Below are 17508 nucleotides of genomic sequence, written 5' to 3' on the forward strand. Positions count from 1 at the left end.
TTGCGGCTTGCAATCCCTACGTTTAGTATCTGAAAAAGAGCGGGTTATTCGGCGGTAACCTCTTCATACCTGCCCAAGACATACTCCACAAGCTCTATCTTGCCAGAAACGCATTGGTAAATTCTGTCCGGCTCATAGCCGTCCATATGACTCACGCTCTTCAAGCCTTCAGTTTCTGCACAACACCATGTAGTGGGCCCGCACGGAGTATCGTCTACGTCAACCTGGTCTTCATTCGCTTCATCTATCGTTTCCATTGTCCAGGAGCCATCCTCGCGATACCGATAGTAAGTGTGCGGAACACAATAGTTGAATGTTCCCTGTTTAGGGCCTTCTTCATCATCCAGAACCGCACCATATATACAATATTCAAGCAACCCTGCAGCGCGATCCCCTACCGAGGCCTCTTTAGGCAAATCCAGAACATCGTATTCCATAAACGACATACCTTTTGCTCGAGAGTCCGTATACTGGTGCGGAACAATAGTCGTCGAAATCCATTTTCCCGCATTGCAGTAATAGGACTTACCATCCCGTTCATGGAATCCCATTTCAGGATTATATCCTTGAGAGTTCATTCCATTAGGACAACAACCCAAAACAGGGTCGTAGTTGCATTCCCCCCAGCCATAAATCGTTACTGAATCTTCCGCATCCGAGTAGACAAGATAGTAAAGGTAATATACCGAATCACCATATACCGAGAAGGAGCATACATCGCCACTGACTGCATTCTGTGAGTCACAGTAGTATTCGTCTTCATTTATAAATTGCCATCCGTCTTCGGCGCACTCAAGATAATAGGTATTCTCGCGCTTATCACCATAGGAAGATATTTTCTTTTTCCCTACACTATCTTTTACGCATTCTTCATCCAGTTTTATGGGACCTGTCAATATTTCCCACACACCTTCGCCCGCATACGTGTATGTAGCGGTACTCCCAAAGGCACCCATACCGGCATTGAACAAGTTCACCGAAGTGGTTCTCCTGCAAAACGCCCCTATAGGAGCATCCGCAGTATCGCAAGTAAGGGTAATGCCCCCCTTGACCCAAGAGCCCCCTTCACACCTGTAATATTCATAGCCACCGTACTTGGGGTTCCCTTCCCAAATCTCCTTGACCTCGCCTTCATTCTGGGCACTGCATTCCGCATCATCGGAGGACCCGCATTCGTCACCACCTGCCTGCGCCGTATTACATGCCATCTCCGGCGTTGCCGAAGACCCAGGCCCAGCTTCTGAAGACGAAGACAGTTCATCGTTGCCGGCAGAGGTGGAATCGTCACCGCAGGCGACAAGTGCCATGGAAGCGGCAAGCGCAAGCGAAGCCGCAGAAAACAAAGTCGTTATTTTATTCATAGTCATTCTCCTTTATCCCACCAACGTGTAATATACAATTTTGCATTTCTATAGCCTATTTTTTTGTAAAGTTTCGTTTACAACATAAATTTATAAGCAGTTCTCCTTGCTGGCCAAGACCGCCACCGCCACAAAAACTATATTTGGCGCATGAATTTCTTCAAGTCCATACTGGCCTTTGCCGCATTCTCAGCTACGGTAGCCCTCGCGCAGGGCGAATACCCCGCCGAAACCGATTCCGCATGGATTGCCTCGCAGAACGGGGGCAGCACCGAACTGAACGACGGTTCCGAAGAACCCAACCCTGAATGCATCGGGGACGGCTGCGGAGAACAGGCTGCACCCGAGCCGGAAAAAGCGGCCGACGCAACCCGCAAGTCTTGGGAAAAGGAAGACGCCAAGGGCCCGGCCGACGAAGACGAATGCACCCCGGCAGACTCCCTGCTCCCCGAATGCCAGGAAGACAACGTCGCAACCTACGATGACGACGCAGACGATGACACCTACGACCGCTATATAAACGACAACTCCGATATTTCCCGTGCAAGCCGCGAAGGGTTCTCCAGCGGATTCTCGCTCGGATTCAGGGTGGCCGGCGGCCTGAACAAGATTTTCCTGGGCGACGAAATCGATGACTGGGGAATCGGGTACGAGGCCAATGGCGGCATCATCACGTTGACAAAGCTTGGAAACTCCGGGCTGTACGCCTCGGCAGAACTTTCTGTAGGCTACTACCGTTACCGCTACGAGGCCAAACTCGACGAAGAAGACTACAACGAACAGGACGAAGCCACCCTCAACGTGGTGCTGTTCGAGGTTCCCGTAGTGCTCAAGTATGCCATCGGTGGCGGAAACCTCACCCTCGGGCTCGGCGTGGATATCGGCCTCAAGCTCACGGGTTCTTCCAAGTTCAAGCAGACCATCGAGACCAGCACGCTCACCGAGACGGACGAATCCGACGACGACCTTATCCCCTCCGCGGGCGTGGAAGTCGGCGGCATCTTCGAAATCGGATACACCATCAACAGGAACTTCTCCGTTGACCTGCGATTCAACCAGCGTGTGCTGAACCTCCTGAACCAGGACGTGGTCGCCGTTACCTCGATGACCGGAATGAAGCTGCTCGCATCGCACGCGACTCTCGGTTTTTCGCTGTACCTCTAGCCTAAAAGCCTTAAAATCGGTATAAAATGCCCCGGATAGCCCCGGCGGCAGGTAAAAAAAAATTTGCCACACTCCCTTTGGACAAAATAAATTTATAATAAGGGGGGTGTTTAACTTTGCTTTTATTATAATTCTAGCATGAAATCGAGAATTGCTCCATTCCTGGCAGCGACATTCCTTGCTGTTTTCACGCCATCCTTCGCGGATGAGTTCGACGAGTTTGACAATGACAACAGTGCGGTTTCTGCCGGCGGCAGTGGCTCCGCGGAAGGGACCGGCTACGACGGTTCGCAGGCAAGCGAGTTCGCTGACGACGAGGAGTACGCGGCCGAATACGCACAGTACAAGAAAGAAAAGACTTCCAAGGCGGAAATCAACCGCCAGCGTACCGAGGGCTTTGCGAGGTCCATCCTCCTGGGCGTGCATGCGAACCTCGGCGTAAACACGCTTATCGGGCAGGATACCGACGGCTGGGGACTTGGTTTCCAGGGATCGGCGGGCGTCCTTGTCACCCTGCCGCTCGGCGTGAAGAACCTGAACATGGTTCCCGAGTTGGTATTCTCGTACCGCCATTATTCCTACGCGACAGAAACCGACTTCGGCGACGACGAGGCGAGCATCGACATCATGATGTTCGAAATTCCGCTCATTGTTCGCTACACGTTTGCAGACTACAACTTTTTCGTCGGCCTCGGCCTGAACCTGGGCCTGAAGCTCACCGGTTCTTCTGAATTTACCCAGAACCTGGACATGGGCGACGACGAGACCCGAACGAACACCATCCCGACGACAGGATTTGAACTGGGAGCGGCGCTCGACATCGGCTACATGCTGACACGCTGGGTGCAGGTGAACATCCGCGCCGTGCAGGGATTCACGAACCTGCTGAACCCGACCCTGGCCTCCGGTGGCGAGAAGAAATTCGCAGATGCGAACTTCCTGACATCTTACGTGCAGCTCGGCGTGAGCATGCTGTTCTAAAACGGTAAATGGATACACTTGCCTTGCTTCGCAAGGCTGCGGTGTGACGGGTAGGGATGGTTTATTTCCAGTCGACTTTCGCTTATGTGAGCCGGAGGCGACCTTTGACCACTTGGCGCTTTAGCGCCTATGTGGGCATGGCGACCTAGGTGGGAGCGAGCGCAGACCGGAGAAGCGTTTCCCTATTCTAGCGCGAGCGGTCTCATCTCCGGATAGAACTGCGGCGGAGCTTCACGATCTCGCGCTCAATAAGGAACTTCTCCACCGGGAAGAAGCTTTCGTGCTCCTTGATGGCATCGAGGTAGATGGCGTTCGCGAGTTCGGGTTCACCCGCGAGCATCGCGATAAGCAGCACGTTGCGGAGGAAGAACTCGTCCATCGCCTTCATCTCGTACTTCTCGTAGAAGCCCGCAACGAGGCGCGCGGCTGTATGGTAGTCCTTGGTGCGGGCGCATTCCATGATGTTGAACTCGTCCACGAACGATGCCGGGAAGGCACCCTCGTCCACAAGCCTGCGGACCTTCACATAGACCTCGTTCGTATCGCGCGCTTCCAGCGGGACACCGCGAATCCATTCGATGTAGTCGACGCGGAACTTGGTCCACAGGGGCGAACCTTCCGCGGCGGCAGGCAATGCGGGCATCGCAGAAAGTTCCGAAACGGAATCGGGTTCCTTGACCGTGAAGCCCCTCGCGGAATCCATCTTCGCCTGCACGTCGTCAAGGTAGGCGTTCAGCGCGAGCTGCTTGTACGGGTCTGCCGCATTCAGCATCATCTGCTTCACGCGAGCGGGGCGACGCAGCGCATTCTCCGCAGAATCGAGATACTCGGGCCAGCACACTTCGCAGCTGTCGAACACCTGCACGACATGCGCCTGCGAGTGCACGAAGCGGGCTTCCTCCGCCTTGTTGTCAACCATCGGGGTGAATATGCTGTTCGGGGCCACACCATCCATGAGCGACTGCACCATCTTGGAGGTAAACAGGAAGTTCTGTTCGCCGAAGAATTCCGGGTCGCGATGAATGCGCTTGAATTCCTTCACGAGCGTTGAATCGGTGCTGAAGCGCGATATCGCCTTCTGGTAAACGGGCTCGTCGCTTGCAATAATGATGATATCGGGTTCTTCCGGCGCCTTGTACAGGCTCACGTACGGGAACGCGACATCGAGCGCCTTCAAGATGTTCAGGAACAGCTGGTCATTGAACTCGTAGGTCTGAATCCACTGCACCCACAGGCCACCCGGCTTGATGTAGCGGCGCATCTTGGTGTAGAACTCGTGGCTGAAGAGGCTTGCCACGCCGGAGACCCACGGGTTAGAGGGCACGCTGATCATCAGGTCGTACTTGCGGCGGTTCGTGAGGAAGAACGTCTGCGCATCGTCGATGTAGATGTGTATGCGCGGGTCATCGTAACCGCGGGCATTCCACGGGTAGAACCCCTTCGCGAGGTCCATCATCTCCTGCTCGATTTCCACGCAGTCGAAATCCTTCAGGAGCGGGTCGGCAAGCAGGTAGTGTGCGCCCATGCCGCTCCCGAAACCGACCATCGCAGCATCGTAGGGCTTATCCTTCACCGCCATGGGCATGAACGCGGTCGCGGCCTGGGTCAGTTCGTCACCCTCGATGGGGCGCGAGCGGTCCTTGCCGAGACTCGCATCCGCCTTGCCGTTCGTCTTGATGTAGTAATGCACGTTGGATTCGTGGAAACTGATGGTAGCCGTCTTGCCATCGCGCACAATGATTTTCTCGTCCGGATGGAGATTCTTGTAGGCACGGAACGCGCCCGAGGTAATCAAGTGCGGGTCAAAGTTCACGAAGATGGAGGGCAACACCATGAAGGCGCAAATCACGTAGAACGCCACGCTGTAGCGGAAACGCTTGCGATAAACGACAAGCAACGCGAAGCCTATCGCGAAGTCAAGAACCGCGGCAAGCACGAGGGCGCCCTTAAGCTGCAGCAGCGGGAGCAGCATGAGCCCGCCACCCGCAGAACCGAGAATCGAGCCGACCGTATTCCAGCCGTAGACCTTCCCGATGGGGGCTTCGCTCTTGAAGGCGCGCGTGAGGATAATCGTAATGAGCGGGAGCGTCATGCCCGCAAAGAAGCTCGTGGGCACCATCCACAGCACGGAGAGCGCATACTTGAAGAGGCTCCAGCAAACGTAACCGTCGTTCGTGGGGTTGAATATCTGGTTTGCCTCGTTCATCATCTCCCAGAACGGCTTGTGGAAGTAGAGCGTGCAGAGCGCGAAGAAGGCCATCAGGATTTGCGCCATCGAGAGCACGACGAGGGAATCCTTCTTCAAGAGCTTGCCCGAGACGGCACTGCCTATGGCAAGCCCGAGGATGAACGCCGAAAGCATCTGGTCAAAACTGTGGCTCGACGACCCCATCAACAGGCTGAGCAGGCGAATCCACACGATTTCATAGACAAACGAAGTGAGGCCGGTGATGCCCGCAATCCAGAACCAGGTGGACTTCGGGGGCATCGCAAGGCGATGTTCCGCCGCGTAGTCCTCGTTCAGGGGCTCGCGGGCAGCACTTGCCCCCTCGGCGGCATCGCCTGGAAGTTCATCCTCGTCATCCTCGTGGTTCGGCGACGTTGTAAACCCAATATACCCGAAAATAGCGGCAAGCAGGAAGTTTATGGACGCGGCTACACACAAGGTAACGTGGTTCCCGAGAACAGGAATGAGCATGTAGCTCGTAAAAAGGATGCCAATAGCGGAACCGAAACTGTTCGTGAAGTAGAGCATCGGGAGCGAAACCTCCGCGCCGCTCTTGCGCATGAGACCCGCCGCAATGAACGGGAAGGTCATGCCCACCGCAATCGCAATCGGGAGGGTCGAACCCGTAGCAAGCACAATCTTTGCAATTTCCGCGCCCGTGAACCCGAGGCCCGCCACCCATTCGCTATCGAAGAAGAATCCCGTGAGCGCATTGTACAGCGGGTGATACGCCACACCGCCAATCCCGATGGCAAGTTCCACCGCGGCATACCCGAGCAGCGGGCGCCTCACCTTCTCGACCATCTTGCCCGCGACAAAGCTGCCTATGGCAAGCCCGCCCATGTAGATGCAGAGCGTGAGCACCTGGCCGTAGCTGGAATGCCCGAGAAAGAGTTTGAGGTACCGCGCCCACGAACCTTCGTAAATGAGGCCAGCGAACCCGGAAAGGGCAAACAGAAAATAAATGAGAACGTTCATGGCGTAAATTTATATAAAAAAGACGCCGTTCTATGTAAAAGAATTTTATGGACCTCCACCTTCAGTAAGACCGAATTCCCGGCGGGCCCAAGTTTGCATATGGGGCAGAATTTCTTCGTAAGGCACCACAATCATCACGCTGCCGTGGGTGTGCTCGCCGATTTCGAAAGAGGAACCGTCAAAACCGATACCGTCCTTCAAGAAAGAAGGCTCCAGCTTGAAATCCATGCCGATGGCATTGGGACGGGCATCGTATTTTTCCGCATATTTGCGAAGAAGCGATACAATCTTTTCCTTTTCATCCGGGTTGAAAATAGTGGAATCAACCAGCGCCCCATCTCTCTTCGAGAATGTCCGATGATACTCGTAAAAGTATCCTCCGGCGGCACCGGCATCATAGCCGGCATTCGAAATATAATAAGTCGTCCACAGCAGTGAATCAAACGCGACATCTATGCTGTCCTCGCGCTCGTATTTGAGGGTGGCGGCGACTTCCGTATGGGCGCTGTCATAGTACCAGTCATTGGGATAATTCCTGAGTTCGAATTCAATGTTCCTCTTGTATTCTTCCGCCTGACGGTAAAGTGCCCTTTTATGAATTTTTTCTATATGTCTGGCATCAAGGACCGTGTCGGCATCGGTCAAGTCCTCGCCCAACAATCCCTTGATGATTTTCCAGTGGACCCGTTTAGGATAAACCTGGAACCTCGGCAACGTCCAATGCAAGGAAACCGTGTAAAACCTGTTGCTGTCGCTTTCCGTCCCGTAATTGGTGAATTCCATACAGCCCTTCATTTTTGTGGGGTCGCATTCAATCAATTCGTCATCATGTATGGCGATTTCCGCCTTGACTCGCTCCAGATCGCTTTTTCCAATCAGGCTGTATTCAACTTTCATGTCGGCAAGCATGGAATAGATTTTATCCACCTTTTCCTCTATACCGGACAAATCCTTGTCATCCGGAGCCCGCAATGCAACTGTCGGCTCCTTTTTGGGGGCATCGTCCGATTTTTGGGAACCGCTTTGGAAAAAAGCAAGCGGGCAGGCAATTACCGCGACAAGGTATGCTGCCGACAAAATCGAACTCACGATTTTCTTTGCCCTGGAACCCGTTGGATTCGGCCTGTTCATAATAGCGAGCACGAACGCCACTACGGCAAGCGGAAGCAAGAATAAGTACATTCCTCCCCGCGACGTAAGGCCCACAAGAAGCCCAGTCAAGATAAAAAGCGTTTCAAAAACAGCCATATTCTATACCCCCCATTCATCATGAGCAGACTTGAACACTTTAATGCTGTTCACGATGCTGATAACACATTTTTTTACGTTCCTGGTGTTCGGATATTCCCTTACACCGTTTTGACGAAGCAGACGAACCACTTCAGTAGACTTCACAAGGTTGCTAGTATTCCTTTCCATATTCGATATAGACTTACTCATTCCACCAATTCGGCCATCCCTCGTGAAATTAGGTCCGCCAGACATGCCAAGCTGCAGAGTCCCAGTCATGCGATAATAACTATAATCACCGTCGTAACGATATTGAACACGGATGTTCATCGGGATAACAGTCAAATCATGGTCAATGAACGGTTCAATGTAACCATAAGACATCAACCTTTCCCCGACAGGCAATTCTGTGTGTGCGATATGACACACCCTAGGCATTTCGACAGGTTCCTCATCCAACTTCAACAGAACGATGTCTGTCTCAGCATCGTAATCCACGATATGCACCTTGTAGCACGAATCGTTCTGGATATCGTAATAACAATTGTGGTCGTAATCTTCGACGACATGATACGCAGTCACGATGTACTCTGAGTTGACAAAGAACCCCGTGCCGTTGCGAAACCCTTCCGCGAAAGTCATGGCGGCGAAAGAAAGGGCGAGTATGACGAAGTGTTTCATGACATTACCGTTTTTATCCATAAGGATTCCTCCTTGTGAAACAGGTCCTGTCTATTTATCGTCAGAAAGAAAACCGTTGTAAAATGATCTTTCAAAAAAAATGCATAAAGTGAAAAGCAAGTGAAAAGCCTTGTGCAAATCCGCATCAAGGCTTTGAGTGTTTAGAAGGAATGCCCTACAAAGGCTGGGCGTTTTATTTAGTTTCTTCGGTAGTTTCGCTGGGCTTCTTGAATATGGGCATCTTGATGGTCTTGCCGTCCTTGTCGACCGCCTTCCACGGGGTAAGCCCGACCACGTCTTCCACGGGGAGCGAGAACGCGATTCCCTGCCCCATCGTGTCGAGGCCCGCCTTCTGGTAAAGCGCATGCAGCACCGCGTCCTTGATTTTCGAATCCACGAGAATCATCACGATTTCCTTTTCGGGCTGTATCGCAATGTGGAAGAACGATTCGGCCTCCTTGTTCGCCGTACCGCGGGCGTTCAGGATAGTGCCACCGCGGGCGCCGGCATCCTTCGCCGCTTCCATCACGGTTTCCGAGAATCCGGTATTCACAATGCAGAAGATGACTTCGTGGTTGAATGCGCTCATGCTTCGTTCCTCCGTACCGCATCGCGGTTATCGCTCAGGAAGTTGAAAATGGACTTGCCGATGATGCTCGACATCGGGATAGTGTAGGCAATTCCCTTGCCCCCCGCAATCGTATTGAATTTTTCGTCCAAACTATCGAGGGCGGCGCGCAGGTTGTTCTCGCCAATGACGCTGAAGATGACCGCGCGTTCGGAATCCGCAAGGCCCATCGCAGTCGCAATCTCGCGCGGGGCGGTCCCGTGCCCGAACACGAGCATCTGCATGTTCACGCCAAAGGACTGGATGTGGTCCATGTAGAAATCTGCCTTTGCGCGGTTCACGACGGTCACGAGAATCTTGAGGCGGTTCATGGACACGCGCGAACGCCCGTTCGCCCGCCCGTAAAGCCTTCTCGCAATGCTTGACTTCTTAACCTCTGCCATGGCCTACCTACACAAAATCGATAATCTGTTCGTCGTCGGCATCCTGGATGCGGCGCATCATCAGGCGGTTCTTGATTTTCTTGGATGCAATCGCCCTGAAGCCCATCACCTGGATGGTAATGAGCGGGGTCATCGCGACCATCGCGACAATCCCGAAGGCGTAACTCAGTATGGAATCGCCACCATCGTGAATCACGGAGCACGCGCCGATAGAAAGCGGGAGAATAAAGCTCGAGGTAAGCGGGCCGCTCGCGACACCGCCCGAGTCAAACGCGATGGCGGTATAGAGCTTGGGCACAAAGAACGATAGCGCAAGCGAGATGAAGTAGCCGGGAATGAGGTAGTAGATAATCGGGAAACCCACGATAATCCGGATCATCGAGAGCCCGATGGAAAGCCCGACACCCACCGAGAGGGCGATGAGCATGGAACGCTTGCTCACGAGGCCGCCGGTGATGTCTTCGACCTGCTTGTTGAGCACGTGGACCGCGGGTTCCGCGAGCACGACCACCATTCCGATGACAAAGCCAGAAACAACAAGCGCGCGGGGCATCTTCGCGAGGTTACACCCGAGCTCGAAACCCACGGGCATGAACCCGACCGTCACCGCCGTAAGGAACACGACAAGCCCCACGAAGGTGTAGCAGATGCCGAACGACATCTGCACGAGCTTGGAGCGCGAAAGCCGGAGCGCCACGAACTGGAGGGCGAGGAAAAATACCACGATGAGCCCGAGGGCCACAAGCACCTCGTGGGCGACCGCGGCGACCGTCGGGATAAAGTTCTCGCCGAGGCTTGCGTCAATGGAATAGCTCTCGGGCGAAAGCTTGTAGGTAAGGTCGCCCTTCGAGAAAATCACGAGACCCATGAGCGCGATGATAGGCCCGATGGAGCACAGCGCGATAAGCCCGAAGCTATTCTCGTTCGCGTTCTTGCCGCCGATGGCGCCGGCGACACCTACGCCGAGCGCCATGATGAACGGCACCGTGATGGGGCCGGTCGTCACGCCGCCGGAATCGAAGGCGAGCGGCACGAACTGCTCCTTGCCGAAGGTGAGCATGAGCATGCCCAGCATGAACAGCGCCATGTAGAAGAAAATGATGATGGTCGAGAGGTCCTTCTTCCAGACCACCTTCACGATGGCAAGGAGCAGGAAGAACCCGACTCCGATACCCACGGTAACGATAAGCAACATCGGTTCGACCGCGTTCTTCACCTGCTCGGCAAGCACGGAGAGGTCGGGCTCCGCGACCGTAATGAGCACGCCCATCACGAAGCACACCGAAAGGAGCAAAAGGAGTTTGCGCGACTTGGTAAGGCCCGAACCCACGTGTTCGCCCATCGGCGTCATGGCAAGGTCCGCCCCCAGGTTAAACAACCCGATTCCCACCACAAGGAACACCGCGCTCACCGCAAACACGAGCAGTTCCTTCGTAGAGAAACTCACCAGCGGGGTGAACGAAAGCACGAGGACTATGAGCGTAACGGGAAGTACCGACGCGAAGGATTCCTTCAGCTTTTCGGACAGGATTTTAAGCATTACTCGCCCAGGTACTCCACAGCGAAGATAAGCGTCGCGCCGCCTGGAATGGGGCCCGCGCCGCGACTGCCGTAGCCGAGTCCCGGAGGAATCACGAGAATGCGCTTTTCACCCGGAAGCATGCCCGCGACACCCAGGTCCCAACCGCGAATCACACGGCCCTGCCCGAGCGGGAACACGAAGGGCTGCCCGCGGTCGCGGGAACTGTCGAACTTGTAGCCGTTGGTCATCCAGCCGGTGTAATGCACCTTCACCGCGGCCCCCACCTTGGCGGGTTCGCCCTCGCCCTGCTGGATTACCGCATAGCGCAGGCCCTCGGAACCGTTCTCGAACGTGAGCGACGCCGTATCGGGGAAGAAATCCATATTGGCCGCCACCTCGGGGTCCACCATGGATTCCACGAGCTCGACGCGGAACACAAGCGTAGAGTTCGGCGGGATCATCGTGAACGCGCTCGCGCCGTACCCCATGGAAGGGGGAACGCGAAGCCAGCGGACACCGCCCTCGCGCATGCCGTCAAGGCCTGCTTCCCAGCCCTTGATCATCTTGCCCACGCCGAGCACCACCTCGAAAGGCTTGCCCAAATCCTTGGAACTGCCGAACTTGCGGCCCGACACGAGCCATCCCGTGTAATGCACCTTCAGGGTAGAACCCGCCATCGCAGGCTTGCCCGTACCCGCCTTCTCGTCATAAATCTTGAGGCCCTTGTCCTTCGCCTTCCACGCGAGCTTGTTCACATCCTTCGGGAACACGTCGGGTTCCATCGGCTTTTCGGCAGAGACAAGTTCCACCTCGAAATACAGGTCGGAATACGGGGGAATGCCCTCGAGAGAATTCTCGCCATATGCCAGCACGTAAGGGATCGTAAGCTTGCGGACCTCGCCCACCTTCATTCCCACAATACCCTTGTCCCAGCCGGCAATCACCTGGCCCACGCCAATCGTGAACTCGAGCGGTTCGCCGCTTGCATACGTATCGGCAAAGGGAGTAAGCGTATCTGCCGAGGCCTCGTCCACGAGCGCGCTATCTACCGCGGCACTGTCCGCGACTGCAACCGTATCGACCGGAACCTTAGCCTTCTTGTCCTTCGCCTTCGATTTCGAGTCCTTCTTCGCCGTAGCGGCAGCGACGGAATCCGCCTGCGCCTTCGCGATAGAATCCTGGGCCGCAGCGACCTTCAGGCTGTCATAGTGAAGCATGTCGGCATACAGGTAGCCCCTGTAGTGCACCTTGATGAGCTGTCCTGCGCGAATCTCGTCGCCTTCACCGGTTTTTACCACATCAATATTGAACGGAACCGCCCATACAACGCTAGAAAACAACAGAACAATAAAAATCTTGAATTTTGACATAAAAACTCCTACTCCACAAGATAGAAAAATGCTAGTTTTTGAAAAAAGAGGAATTGCAATATAGAACGGGAAAGATTATGCTCTCTGTCGTCATTGTCATTGTTATCGTACTCCTGTCCATAATCCTCGCAGGGATCGGCGCCTACGTGGTCATCCACAGCGCCGACGAAAAAGAGGAAATCAAGCCGGTCATTGACGTATCCGGCAAGTACGCCGTGGTGGTCCGCCCGGCAAGGGAATCCATCACCGCGGTAAAGCCCTCCGAAAATTCCATACGCGCCTGGCTCGAGACACAGATAAACCTCACGCCCGAACAGAGGAAGGAATACCTCGACAAGTGGAACGAGAGCATCGAGGAAACCATCAGGACCATCGACGAGGGCGACCAGAACGGCACCGTCACCTACCGCATAGAACTTGGCCCCAAGGGCAAGGAATACGTGAAGTTCGTCCACGAGGAAAACTTCATTACCCGCGAACAGATTAGAAACCACGCCGAAATCCTGCCACCCTACGTACTCGGATGCGACTGCAAGCTCTTGCCCAAGCAGCCCTGGGAAAACCCGAGCAAGTCCGGCTGGAAGGCGGTACTCCCCACGCACGGAAGCAGCTACGACGTTCCGGACTGGAGGCAACTTGTTTAACACGCCACGCAACCTACTTTCCGCGCTCCTTTTTGCACCAGCACTCTCGCTTGCCGCAGGTTCGGCAATCATCACGCTCGAAATGCCCGTTGGCGCACGCCAGCTCGGTATGGGCGAAGTGGGTGCAGCGCTGGCCGACGACGCAACCGCCATGTACTACAACCCCGCAGGCCTAGCCTTCGGGCCGCTTGCCGACGAATGGAAGGTTTCGTTCCCCGCCGACGCAAAGACAACCCCGCACTTTACCAACATGGCAAGCCGTGCCAAGAACGGGTTCTTCTCCAAGAGCGAACTCTGGGCGGGGACCGTGAACGGAATCCTCAAGTACGACAGCGAGCAGTGGGTGGACTACCACACCGTGACGCTGCAGGGCAACGCGAAGGTGAAAGACGTCGTGCGCGTTTTCGCGGGTACCGAACGCGGGCTCGACGAATACACCCGCCAGGTCAAGAAGTTCAACGACATCAAGAACGCCGACGACGAATCGCACGTGGTGGAAGTGAAAATCCCGTGGAACCTCATCGTGAAGGACACCATCACGGCGCTCCTCTACGAGAGCCGCACCGAAAAGCTCTGGGTAGGCACCCCGAAGACGCTCTACCGCTTTGACGGCAAGGCATGGAAGAACTACGAAGACGAAATCGGCAGCCACCGCATCACGGCACTCGTGAACCAGGGAGCATCGCTCTGGATAGGCACCGACAACGGGCTGTTCCTCTACCGCAACGGCCAGTTCGAGCAGAAGGGCAAGGTGCTCCCGAGCCAGAAGATTAACGCGCTCGCGTGGTCCGAAAGCCGCAAGGAACTGTTTGTCGCCGTCGATGGCGCAGGCATCGCAAGGCTCGTGCCCAAGAAGAGCGTGAACGACAAGGACCGCTGGAGCCTCTTCAACGAAGAGGACGGCATCATGGACCTGCACCCGACCGCACTCGCCGTCGACAGTTCCGCACACGTATGGGCGGCACACAAGGGCGGCCTCAGCCATTTCAACCTGCGCAAGTGGGAACAGGTGCAGTTCGACGGCAACGTGGTGAACGACATCTCGGTGGACCAGAAGGGCCACATCTGGATCGCGACCGACAAGGGCGTGTGGCGCCACCTCCCCGACTACGCAACCGCAAGCGGACGCAAGGCGGAACTTGAACGCGGAGTCGCCGAACAGGAAGGCAGCGTCAAGAAGGATGACGAATGGCTCCACTTCCATTCGGGCAACGGACTTTCCACGAACAAGGTATGGAAGGTTCTGCCGCAGGGCAACGACGTGTGGTTCAGCACCGCAAGCGGCATGGAAATCTACAAGGACGCCGACTACCAGCTGAGCGCCTTCTACGAAAAGCTCCTGCCTGTCCTGAACATTCCCGACCTCTACCACCTCTTCGGCGGCATGACCGTCCCCGTTGCGGAATGGGGAACGCTCGGGTTCTTTGTGAACTTCGTGAGCTTCGGTTCCACGGTCGTCTCGGGCGATGTTGACGCCGATGACCTGGTGGCCTACAACAGTTCCGAAATCGTGGGCGGCGTAAGCTACGGTACTCGCTTCCCGAACAACTGGGGTCTGGGCCTCAGCATCAAGCTATTCTATTCCGACCTGAGTTCCGGTGCAGGCGCCGGCGAAGAGGAAGCGACCACCTTCGGTTACGCGTTCGACATCGGCGTGCTCAAGAAGGACCTGTTTATAGACAAACTAAACTTTGCCCTCGTGCTCGCGAACATCGGCCCGAGCGTGTACTACGTGGACAAGACCATCGAAGACCCGATTCCGCTCACCTGGCGCGTCGGGCTCTCTTACGAAATCCTTTCGCTCGCCGACTACAGGCTCACCATCGCCGCCGACTACAACCGTGAAGTCGTGTACGACGACGACAAGGGCGACCCGGAACCGTTCTACATCGCCTGCTGGAAATCCATCGGGCATCCGGAACGCGGCGGACACGGGTTTACCGCATTCAAGAACTCCCTGCTGCAGGGCGTGTTCAATACGGGCCTGGAATTCATCTACGCGAATACGGTGGCGCTCCGCGTCGGTTACCTCTACGACCAGACGGGCAAGCGCAACGAGGCCGACTTCGGCATCGGATTCATGATTTCGGACATGCTCCAGTTCGACCTCGCGACCATCATGGACGTGGGCGACAACGACGGCGTGCGCGACGGACAGATGCGCTTCGGCGCACTGTTCAAGTTCTAGCAGACTCCCAATCCTGTAAAAGCAAAACGCGGGCAACCGACCCGCGTTTCTTTTTTAGACACATATCGATTTTAGGATTGTGCAAGCACACTCCACCACTCTGTACTTATGCGTTCTTCCTTTACCTTGAAGCCGGCTTCTTCGAACCACTTGAGAATGTAGTCCTTCTCGGTCAGGAGCTGGCCAGAAATGATGAGTTCTCCGCCCGGTGCAAGCAGGTCCTCGATATCGTCGCGCAGGGGCCAGAGTTCGCTCCGGATCATGTTGCAGAGGATTACATCGAACTTCGCGCCATCCCGGAAGGCATCCAGGAATCCGAGCACGCAGTCGCTCTCGCCAAAACCGTTGCGTTCGAAGTTTTCCGCGATGCAGGGAACCGTGAGCGGGTCAATCTCGGTACCTACTGCAAGTTTCGCTCCCAGGCGGCGCGCGAACATCGCGAGGATTCCAGTACCCGTCCCGATATCGAGCACCGACTTGCCGTCAAAATCCACCGACTCCATCAGGGCGGCGCAACTGCTCGTGGTATCGTGCTCGCCCGTCCCGAACGCGGTCTTCGCCTCGAGTTCGAGCACTACGGCCTTCGGGTCGTCGGGAGTGAATTCCACCCAGGGCGGGCGCACCCACAGACGTTCCGACACATGGACCGGCTGCGCACGGTCGCGCCACCACTTGTCCCAATCCTTCGCAGGCTCCTCGCTCAGCGTAAAATGGTACTGCGGGAACTCCGCCACAATGCGGTCACGCTCGGCCTTGTCGCCGGTATAAAAACAGAAGTCCGTACGGCCTTCCGCCTTCGGGTCCAGTTCCTCGAGCGTCGCCACTCCCGCCTCAAAGAGCAGGTAGCTTGTAAGTTCAAATTCTTCTTCGGGGCAGTAACCCTCGGCCTTGTACCATGTGTCAATTTTCTGCATGTGGTGAAATTTAATAAAAGGCGCATCGGAAAAACCGACGCGCCTGTTTCTTGAGGTGTAATGATTAATGCTAGAACAGAGCGACGCTGTACGGAGCGAGCGCGCCTTCGGGCTGTTCAAGGGCATTGGCCTTGCCATCCTTGATCAGGTATGCCTTTTCGGCTTCGAAGCTGCGGTCACCCACCAGCACAACGCCGTCCTTGGCGGCGATGAACCCTTCAGCATCGGCAATGCCTTCCACCTTTTCCACCTTCTTGGCAGACAGGTCAATCTTGGCCAGAGGAACATCGCCATAACCCTTATAGACAGCGGCATAGGCGGTACCCTTGTCTGCAACGAACGCATAGACGCCGCCGCCGAGCTTTTCGCCAGAAACCACCAATTCGGACTTTTTATCCTTGAGGTTCACCTTTTCGATACCGCGCTTGTCATCGGCATCGGTTCCGTAAGAATCGTTGTATTCACCCTGGCTTGCCACATAAATGTCCCCATCAAAGAAAACCATGGCAGTCGGGTTTTGCTTGAGCAACTGCACGGTATCCTTCAGGTCGCCCGTAGATGCGTCGTAAATGGCAAGGAGGCCCTTGGGGTATGTGGTCGCCCAGGTTTCAGGGTCCATCGTGTAGCGCTGCATCAGCACATAAAGCTTACCGTCGTTCAGTTCAATGTCGGCGACGTACGGAGAGGTTTCGCCCTCATAAGCGAACTTGCCCGTCTTCACAGACTTGACCACCTTGCCGTCAACCGTAGAAATCTTGACCAGGGAGTCAGCATTCTGGAGAGCGACCCAGGCATTCTCGCCGTCAAAAACCATGTCGACCGGATTTGCGCCGTCATCCAGGGAAGCCTGCCACACCACGGCCTTTTCGCCTTCGGCTTCAAGCTTTTCAGGGTCAACCAGCGAAATGTTGTCGGCTCCCATACGTTCCATCACGTACAGGTCGGCGCCGTTCACGACAACCTTGGAATCTTGGAAGAACGAGACGCCCTTCTTGGAAACCTTGCCGTCCTTGTCAATCCAGCGGAGTTCGCCGGTCTTGTAGTCAGAACCGAAAACCACGCCCGTCAGGGACACTTCCACTTTTTCGGGATCGTCCTGCGGACCCGTGCTGGAACTGGAGTCATCACCACAAGCGGAGAGGCCGAAAGCGAGGGCTACTGCAGCCACGGCAGCGAAGGACTGCTTCGCCACGCCCGCAACGATGTTATTCATTTTCTTATTCATGTTTTTTCCTTT

Annotated in this window: 14 protein-coding genes; 4 read left to right on the forward strand and 10 right to left on the reverse strand. The window is 55.4% G+C overall.

What is annotated here, in order from left to right; all coding sequences use genetic code 11:
* Positions 1-44 precede the first annotated feature (44 nt).
* Positions 45-1361 (reverse strand): hypothetical protein, encoded by a 1317-nt coding sequence (locus CRO08_RS07930; protein ID WP_141398283.1) that lies wholly within the window; start codon positions 1359-1361, stop codon positions 45-47.
* Between the two features lie 150 nt (positions 1362-1511).
* On the opposite strand from CRO08_RS07930, the gene CRO08_RS07935 reads away from it, so the two are divergent.
* Both CRO08_RS07935 and CRO08_RS07940 read left to right on the forward strand, forming a co-directional pair.
* Positions 1512-2525 (forward strand): outer membrane beta-barrel protein, encoded by a 1014-nt coding sequence (locus tag CRO08_RS07935; RefSeq protein ID WP_097035814.1) that lies wholly within the window; start codon positions 1512-1514, stop codon positions 2523-2525.
* Between the two features lie 138 nt (positions 2526-2663).
* On the forward strand, positions 2664-3506 hold the full coding sequence (locus CRO08_RS07940) for an outer membrane beta-barrel protein (protein ID WP_097035815.1): 843 nt from the start codon (positions 2664-2666) through the stop codon (positions 3504-3506).
* Positions 3507-3708: 202 nt separating this feature from the next.
* Here CRO08_RS07940 and CRO08_RS07945 read toward each other — a convergent pair whose 3' ends face one another.
* From CRO08_RS07945 to CRO08_RS07975, 7 genes are all read right to left on the reverse strand, one after another.
* Entirely contained in the window at positions 3709-6711 is a 3003-nt protein-coding gene (locus tag CRO08_RS07945; protein ID WP_097035816.1) for a fused MFS/spermidine synthase, read from the reverse strand.
* A gap of 45 nt (positions 6712-6756) precedes the next feature.
* Positions 6757-7959 (reverse strand): hypothetical protein, encoded by a 1203-nt coding sequence (locus CRO08_RS07950; protein WP_097035817.1) that lies wholly within the window; start codon positions 7957-7959, stop codon positions 6757-6759.
* A gap of 3 nt (positions 7960-7962) precedes the next feature.
* On the reverse strand, positions 7963-8643 hold the full coding sequence (locus tag CRO08_RS07955) for a serine protease (RefSeq protein WP_097035818.1): 681 nt from the start codon (positions 8641-8643) through the stop codon (positions 7963-7965).
* Between the two features lie 172 nt (positions 8644-8815).
* Positions 8816-9211, reverse strand: a complete 396-nt coding sequence (locus CRO08_RS07960; RefSeq protein WP_141398284.1) for a P-II family nitrogen regulator — start codon at positions 9209-9211, stop codon at positions 8816-8818.
* Positions 9208-9633 (reverse strand): hypothetical protein, encoded by a 426-nt coding sequence (locus CRO08_RS07965; protein ID WP_097035819.1) that lies wholly within the window; start codon positions 9631-9633, stop codon positions 9208-9210. The genes CRO08_RS07960 and CRO08_RS07965 overlap by 4 nt, the downstream gene beginning before the upstream one ends.
* Before the next feature lie 7 nt (positions 9634-9640).
* Positions 9641-11173: a DUF1538 domain-containing protein gene (locus tag CRO08_RS07970; protein WP_097035820.1), complete on the reverse strand. Its 1533-nt coding sequence runs from the start codon at positions 11171-11173 to the stop codon at positions 9641-9643.
* Positions 11173-12525 carry an FKBP-type peptidyl-prolyl cis-trans isomerase gene (locus CRO08_RS07975; RefSeq protein WP_255252294.1) on the reverse strand — a complete coding sequence of 451 codons (1353 nt, stop codon included), beginning with the start codon at positions 12523-12525 and terminating at the stop codon, positions 11173-11175. Before CRO08_RS07975 ends, CRO08_RS07970 begins: the two co-directional genes overlap by 1 nt.
* 77 nt (positions 12526-12602) lie before the next feature.
* Between CRO08_RS07975 and CRO08_RS07980 the strand changes: the two genes are divergently transcribed.
* Positions 12603-13169, forward strand: a complete 567-nt coding sequence (locus CRO08_RS07980) for a hypothetical protein (RefSeq protein WP_072809504.1) — start codon at positions 12603-12605, stop codon at positions 13167-13169.
* Positions 13162-15357 carry a PorV/PorQ family protein gene (locus CRO08_RS07985; protein ID WP_097035821.1) on the forward strand — a complete coding sequence of 732 codons (2196 nt, stop codon included), beginning with the start codon at positions 13162-13164 and terminating at the stop codon, positions 15355-15357. Before CRO08_RS07980 ends, CRO08_RS07985 begins: the two co-directional genes overlap by 8 nt.
* Positions 15358-15428: 71 nt before the next feature.
* Here the strand turns inward: CRO08_RS07985 and CRO08_RS07990 are convergent, their stop codons facing one another.
* Together CRO08_RS07990 and CRO08_RS07995 are read right to left on the reverse strand one after the other, a co-directional pair.
* Positions 15429-16271 carry a 50S ribosomal protein L11 methyltransferase gene (locus CRO08_RS07990; RefSeq protein ID WP_097035822.1) on the reverse strand — a complete coding sequence of 281 codons (843 nt, stop codon included), beginning with the start codon at positions 16269-16271 and terminating at the stop codon, positions 15429-15431.
* Between the two features lie 70 nt (positions 16272-16341).
* Complete coding sequence (locus CRO08_RS07995; protein WP_141398285.1) at positions 16342-17496, reverse strand: hypothetical protein; 1155 nt, start codon at positions 17494-17496, stop codon at positions 16342-16344.
* Positions 17497-17508 lie beyond the last annotated feature (12 nt).

The sequence above is a fragment of the Fibrobacter sp. UWT3 genome (assembly GCF_900230125.1).
Lineage (GTDB): Bacteria > Fibrobacterota > Fibrobacteria > Fibrobacterales > Fibrobacteraceae > Fibrobacter.

What these genes read in the sequence shown, in the direction of transcription:
- CRO08_RS07955 (WP_097035818.1), bottom strand. Translation starts at nt 8,643, where the DNA reads ATGGATAAAAACGGTAATGTCATGAAACACTTCGTCATACTCGCCCTT.
- CRO08_RS07970 (WP_097035820.1), bottom strand. Translation starts at nt 11,173, where the DNA reads ATGCTTAAAATCCTGTCCGAAAAGCTGAAGGAATCCTTCGCGTCGGTA.
- CRO08_RS07950 (WP_097035817.1), bottom strand. Translation starts at nt 7,959, where the DNA reads ATGGCTGTTTTTGAAACGCTTTTTATCTTGACTGGGCTTCTTGTGGGC.
- CRO08_RS07975 (WP_255252294.1), bottom strand. Translation starts at nt 12,525, where the DNA reads ATGTCAAAATTCAAGATTTTTATTGTTCTGTTGTTTTCTAGCGTTGTA.
- CRO08_RS07930 (WP_141398283.1), bottom strand. Translation starts at nt 1,361, where the DNA reads ATGAATAAAATAACGACTTTGTTTTCTGCGGCTTCGCTTGCGCTTGCC.
- CRO08_RS07990 (WP_097035822.1), bottom strand. Translation starts at nt 16,271, where the DNA reads ATGCAGAAAATTGACACATGGTACAAGGCCGAGGGTTACTGCCCCGAA.
- CRO08_RS07965 (WP_097035819.1), bottom strand. Translation starts at nt 9,633, where the DNA reads ATGGCAGAGGTTAAGAAGTCAAGCATTGCGAGAAGGCTTTACGGGCGG.
- CRO08_RS07935 (WP_097035814.1), top strand. Translation starts at nt 1,512, where the DNA reads ATGAATTTCTTCAAGTCCATACTGGCCTTTGCCGCATTCTCAGCTACG.
- CRO08_RS07960 (WP_141398284.1), bottom strand. Translation starts at nt 9,211, where the DNA reads ATGAGCGCATTCAACCACGAAGTCATCTTCTGCATTGTGAATACCGGA.
- CRO08_RS07945 (WP_097035816.1), bottom strand. Translation starts at nt 6,711, where the DNA reads ATGAACGTTCTCATTTATTTTCTGTTTGCCCTTTCCGGGTTCGCTGGC.
- CRO08_RS07940 (WP_097035815.1), top strand. Translation starts at nt 2,664, where the DNA reads ATGAAATCGAGAATTGCTCCATTCCTGGCAGCGACATTCCTTGCTGTT.
- CRO08_RS07995 (WP_141398285.1), bottom strand. Translation starts at nt 17,496, where the DNA reads ATGAATAAGAAAATGAATAACATCGTTGCGGGCGTGGCGAAGCAGTCC.
- CRO08_RS07980 (WP_072809504.1), top strand. Translation starts at nt 12,603, where the DNA reads ATGCTCTCTGTCGTCATTGTCATTGTTATCGTACTCCTGTCCATAATC.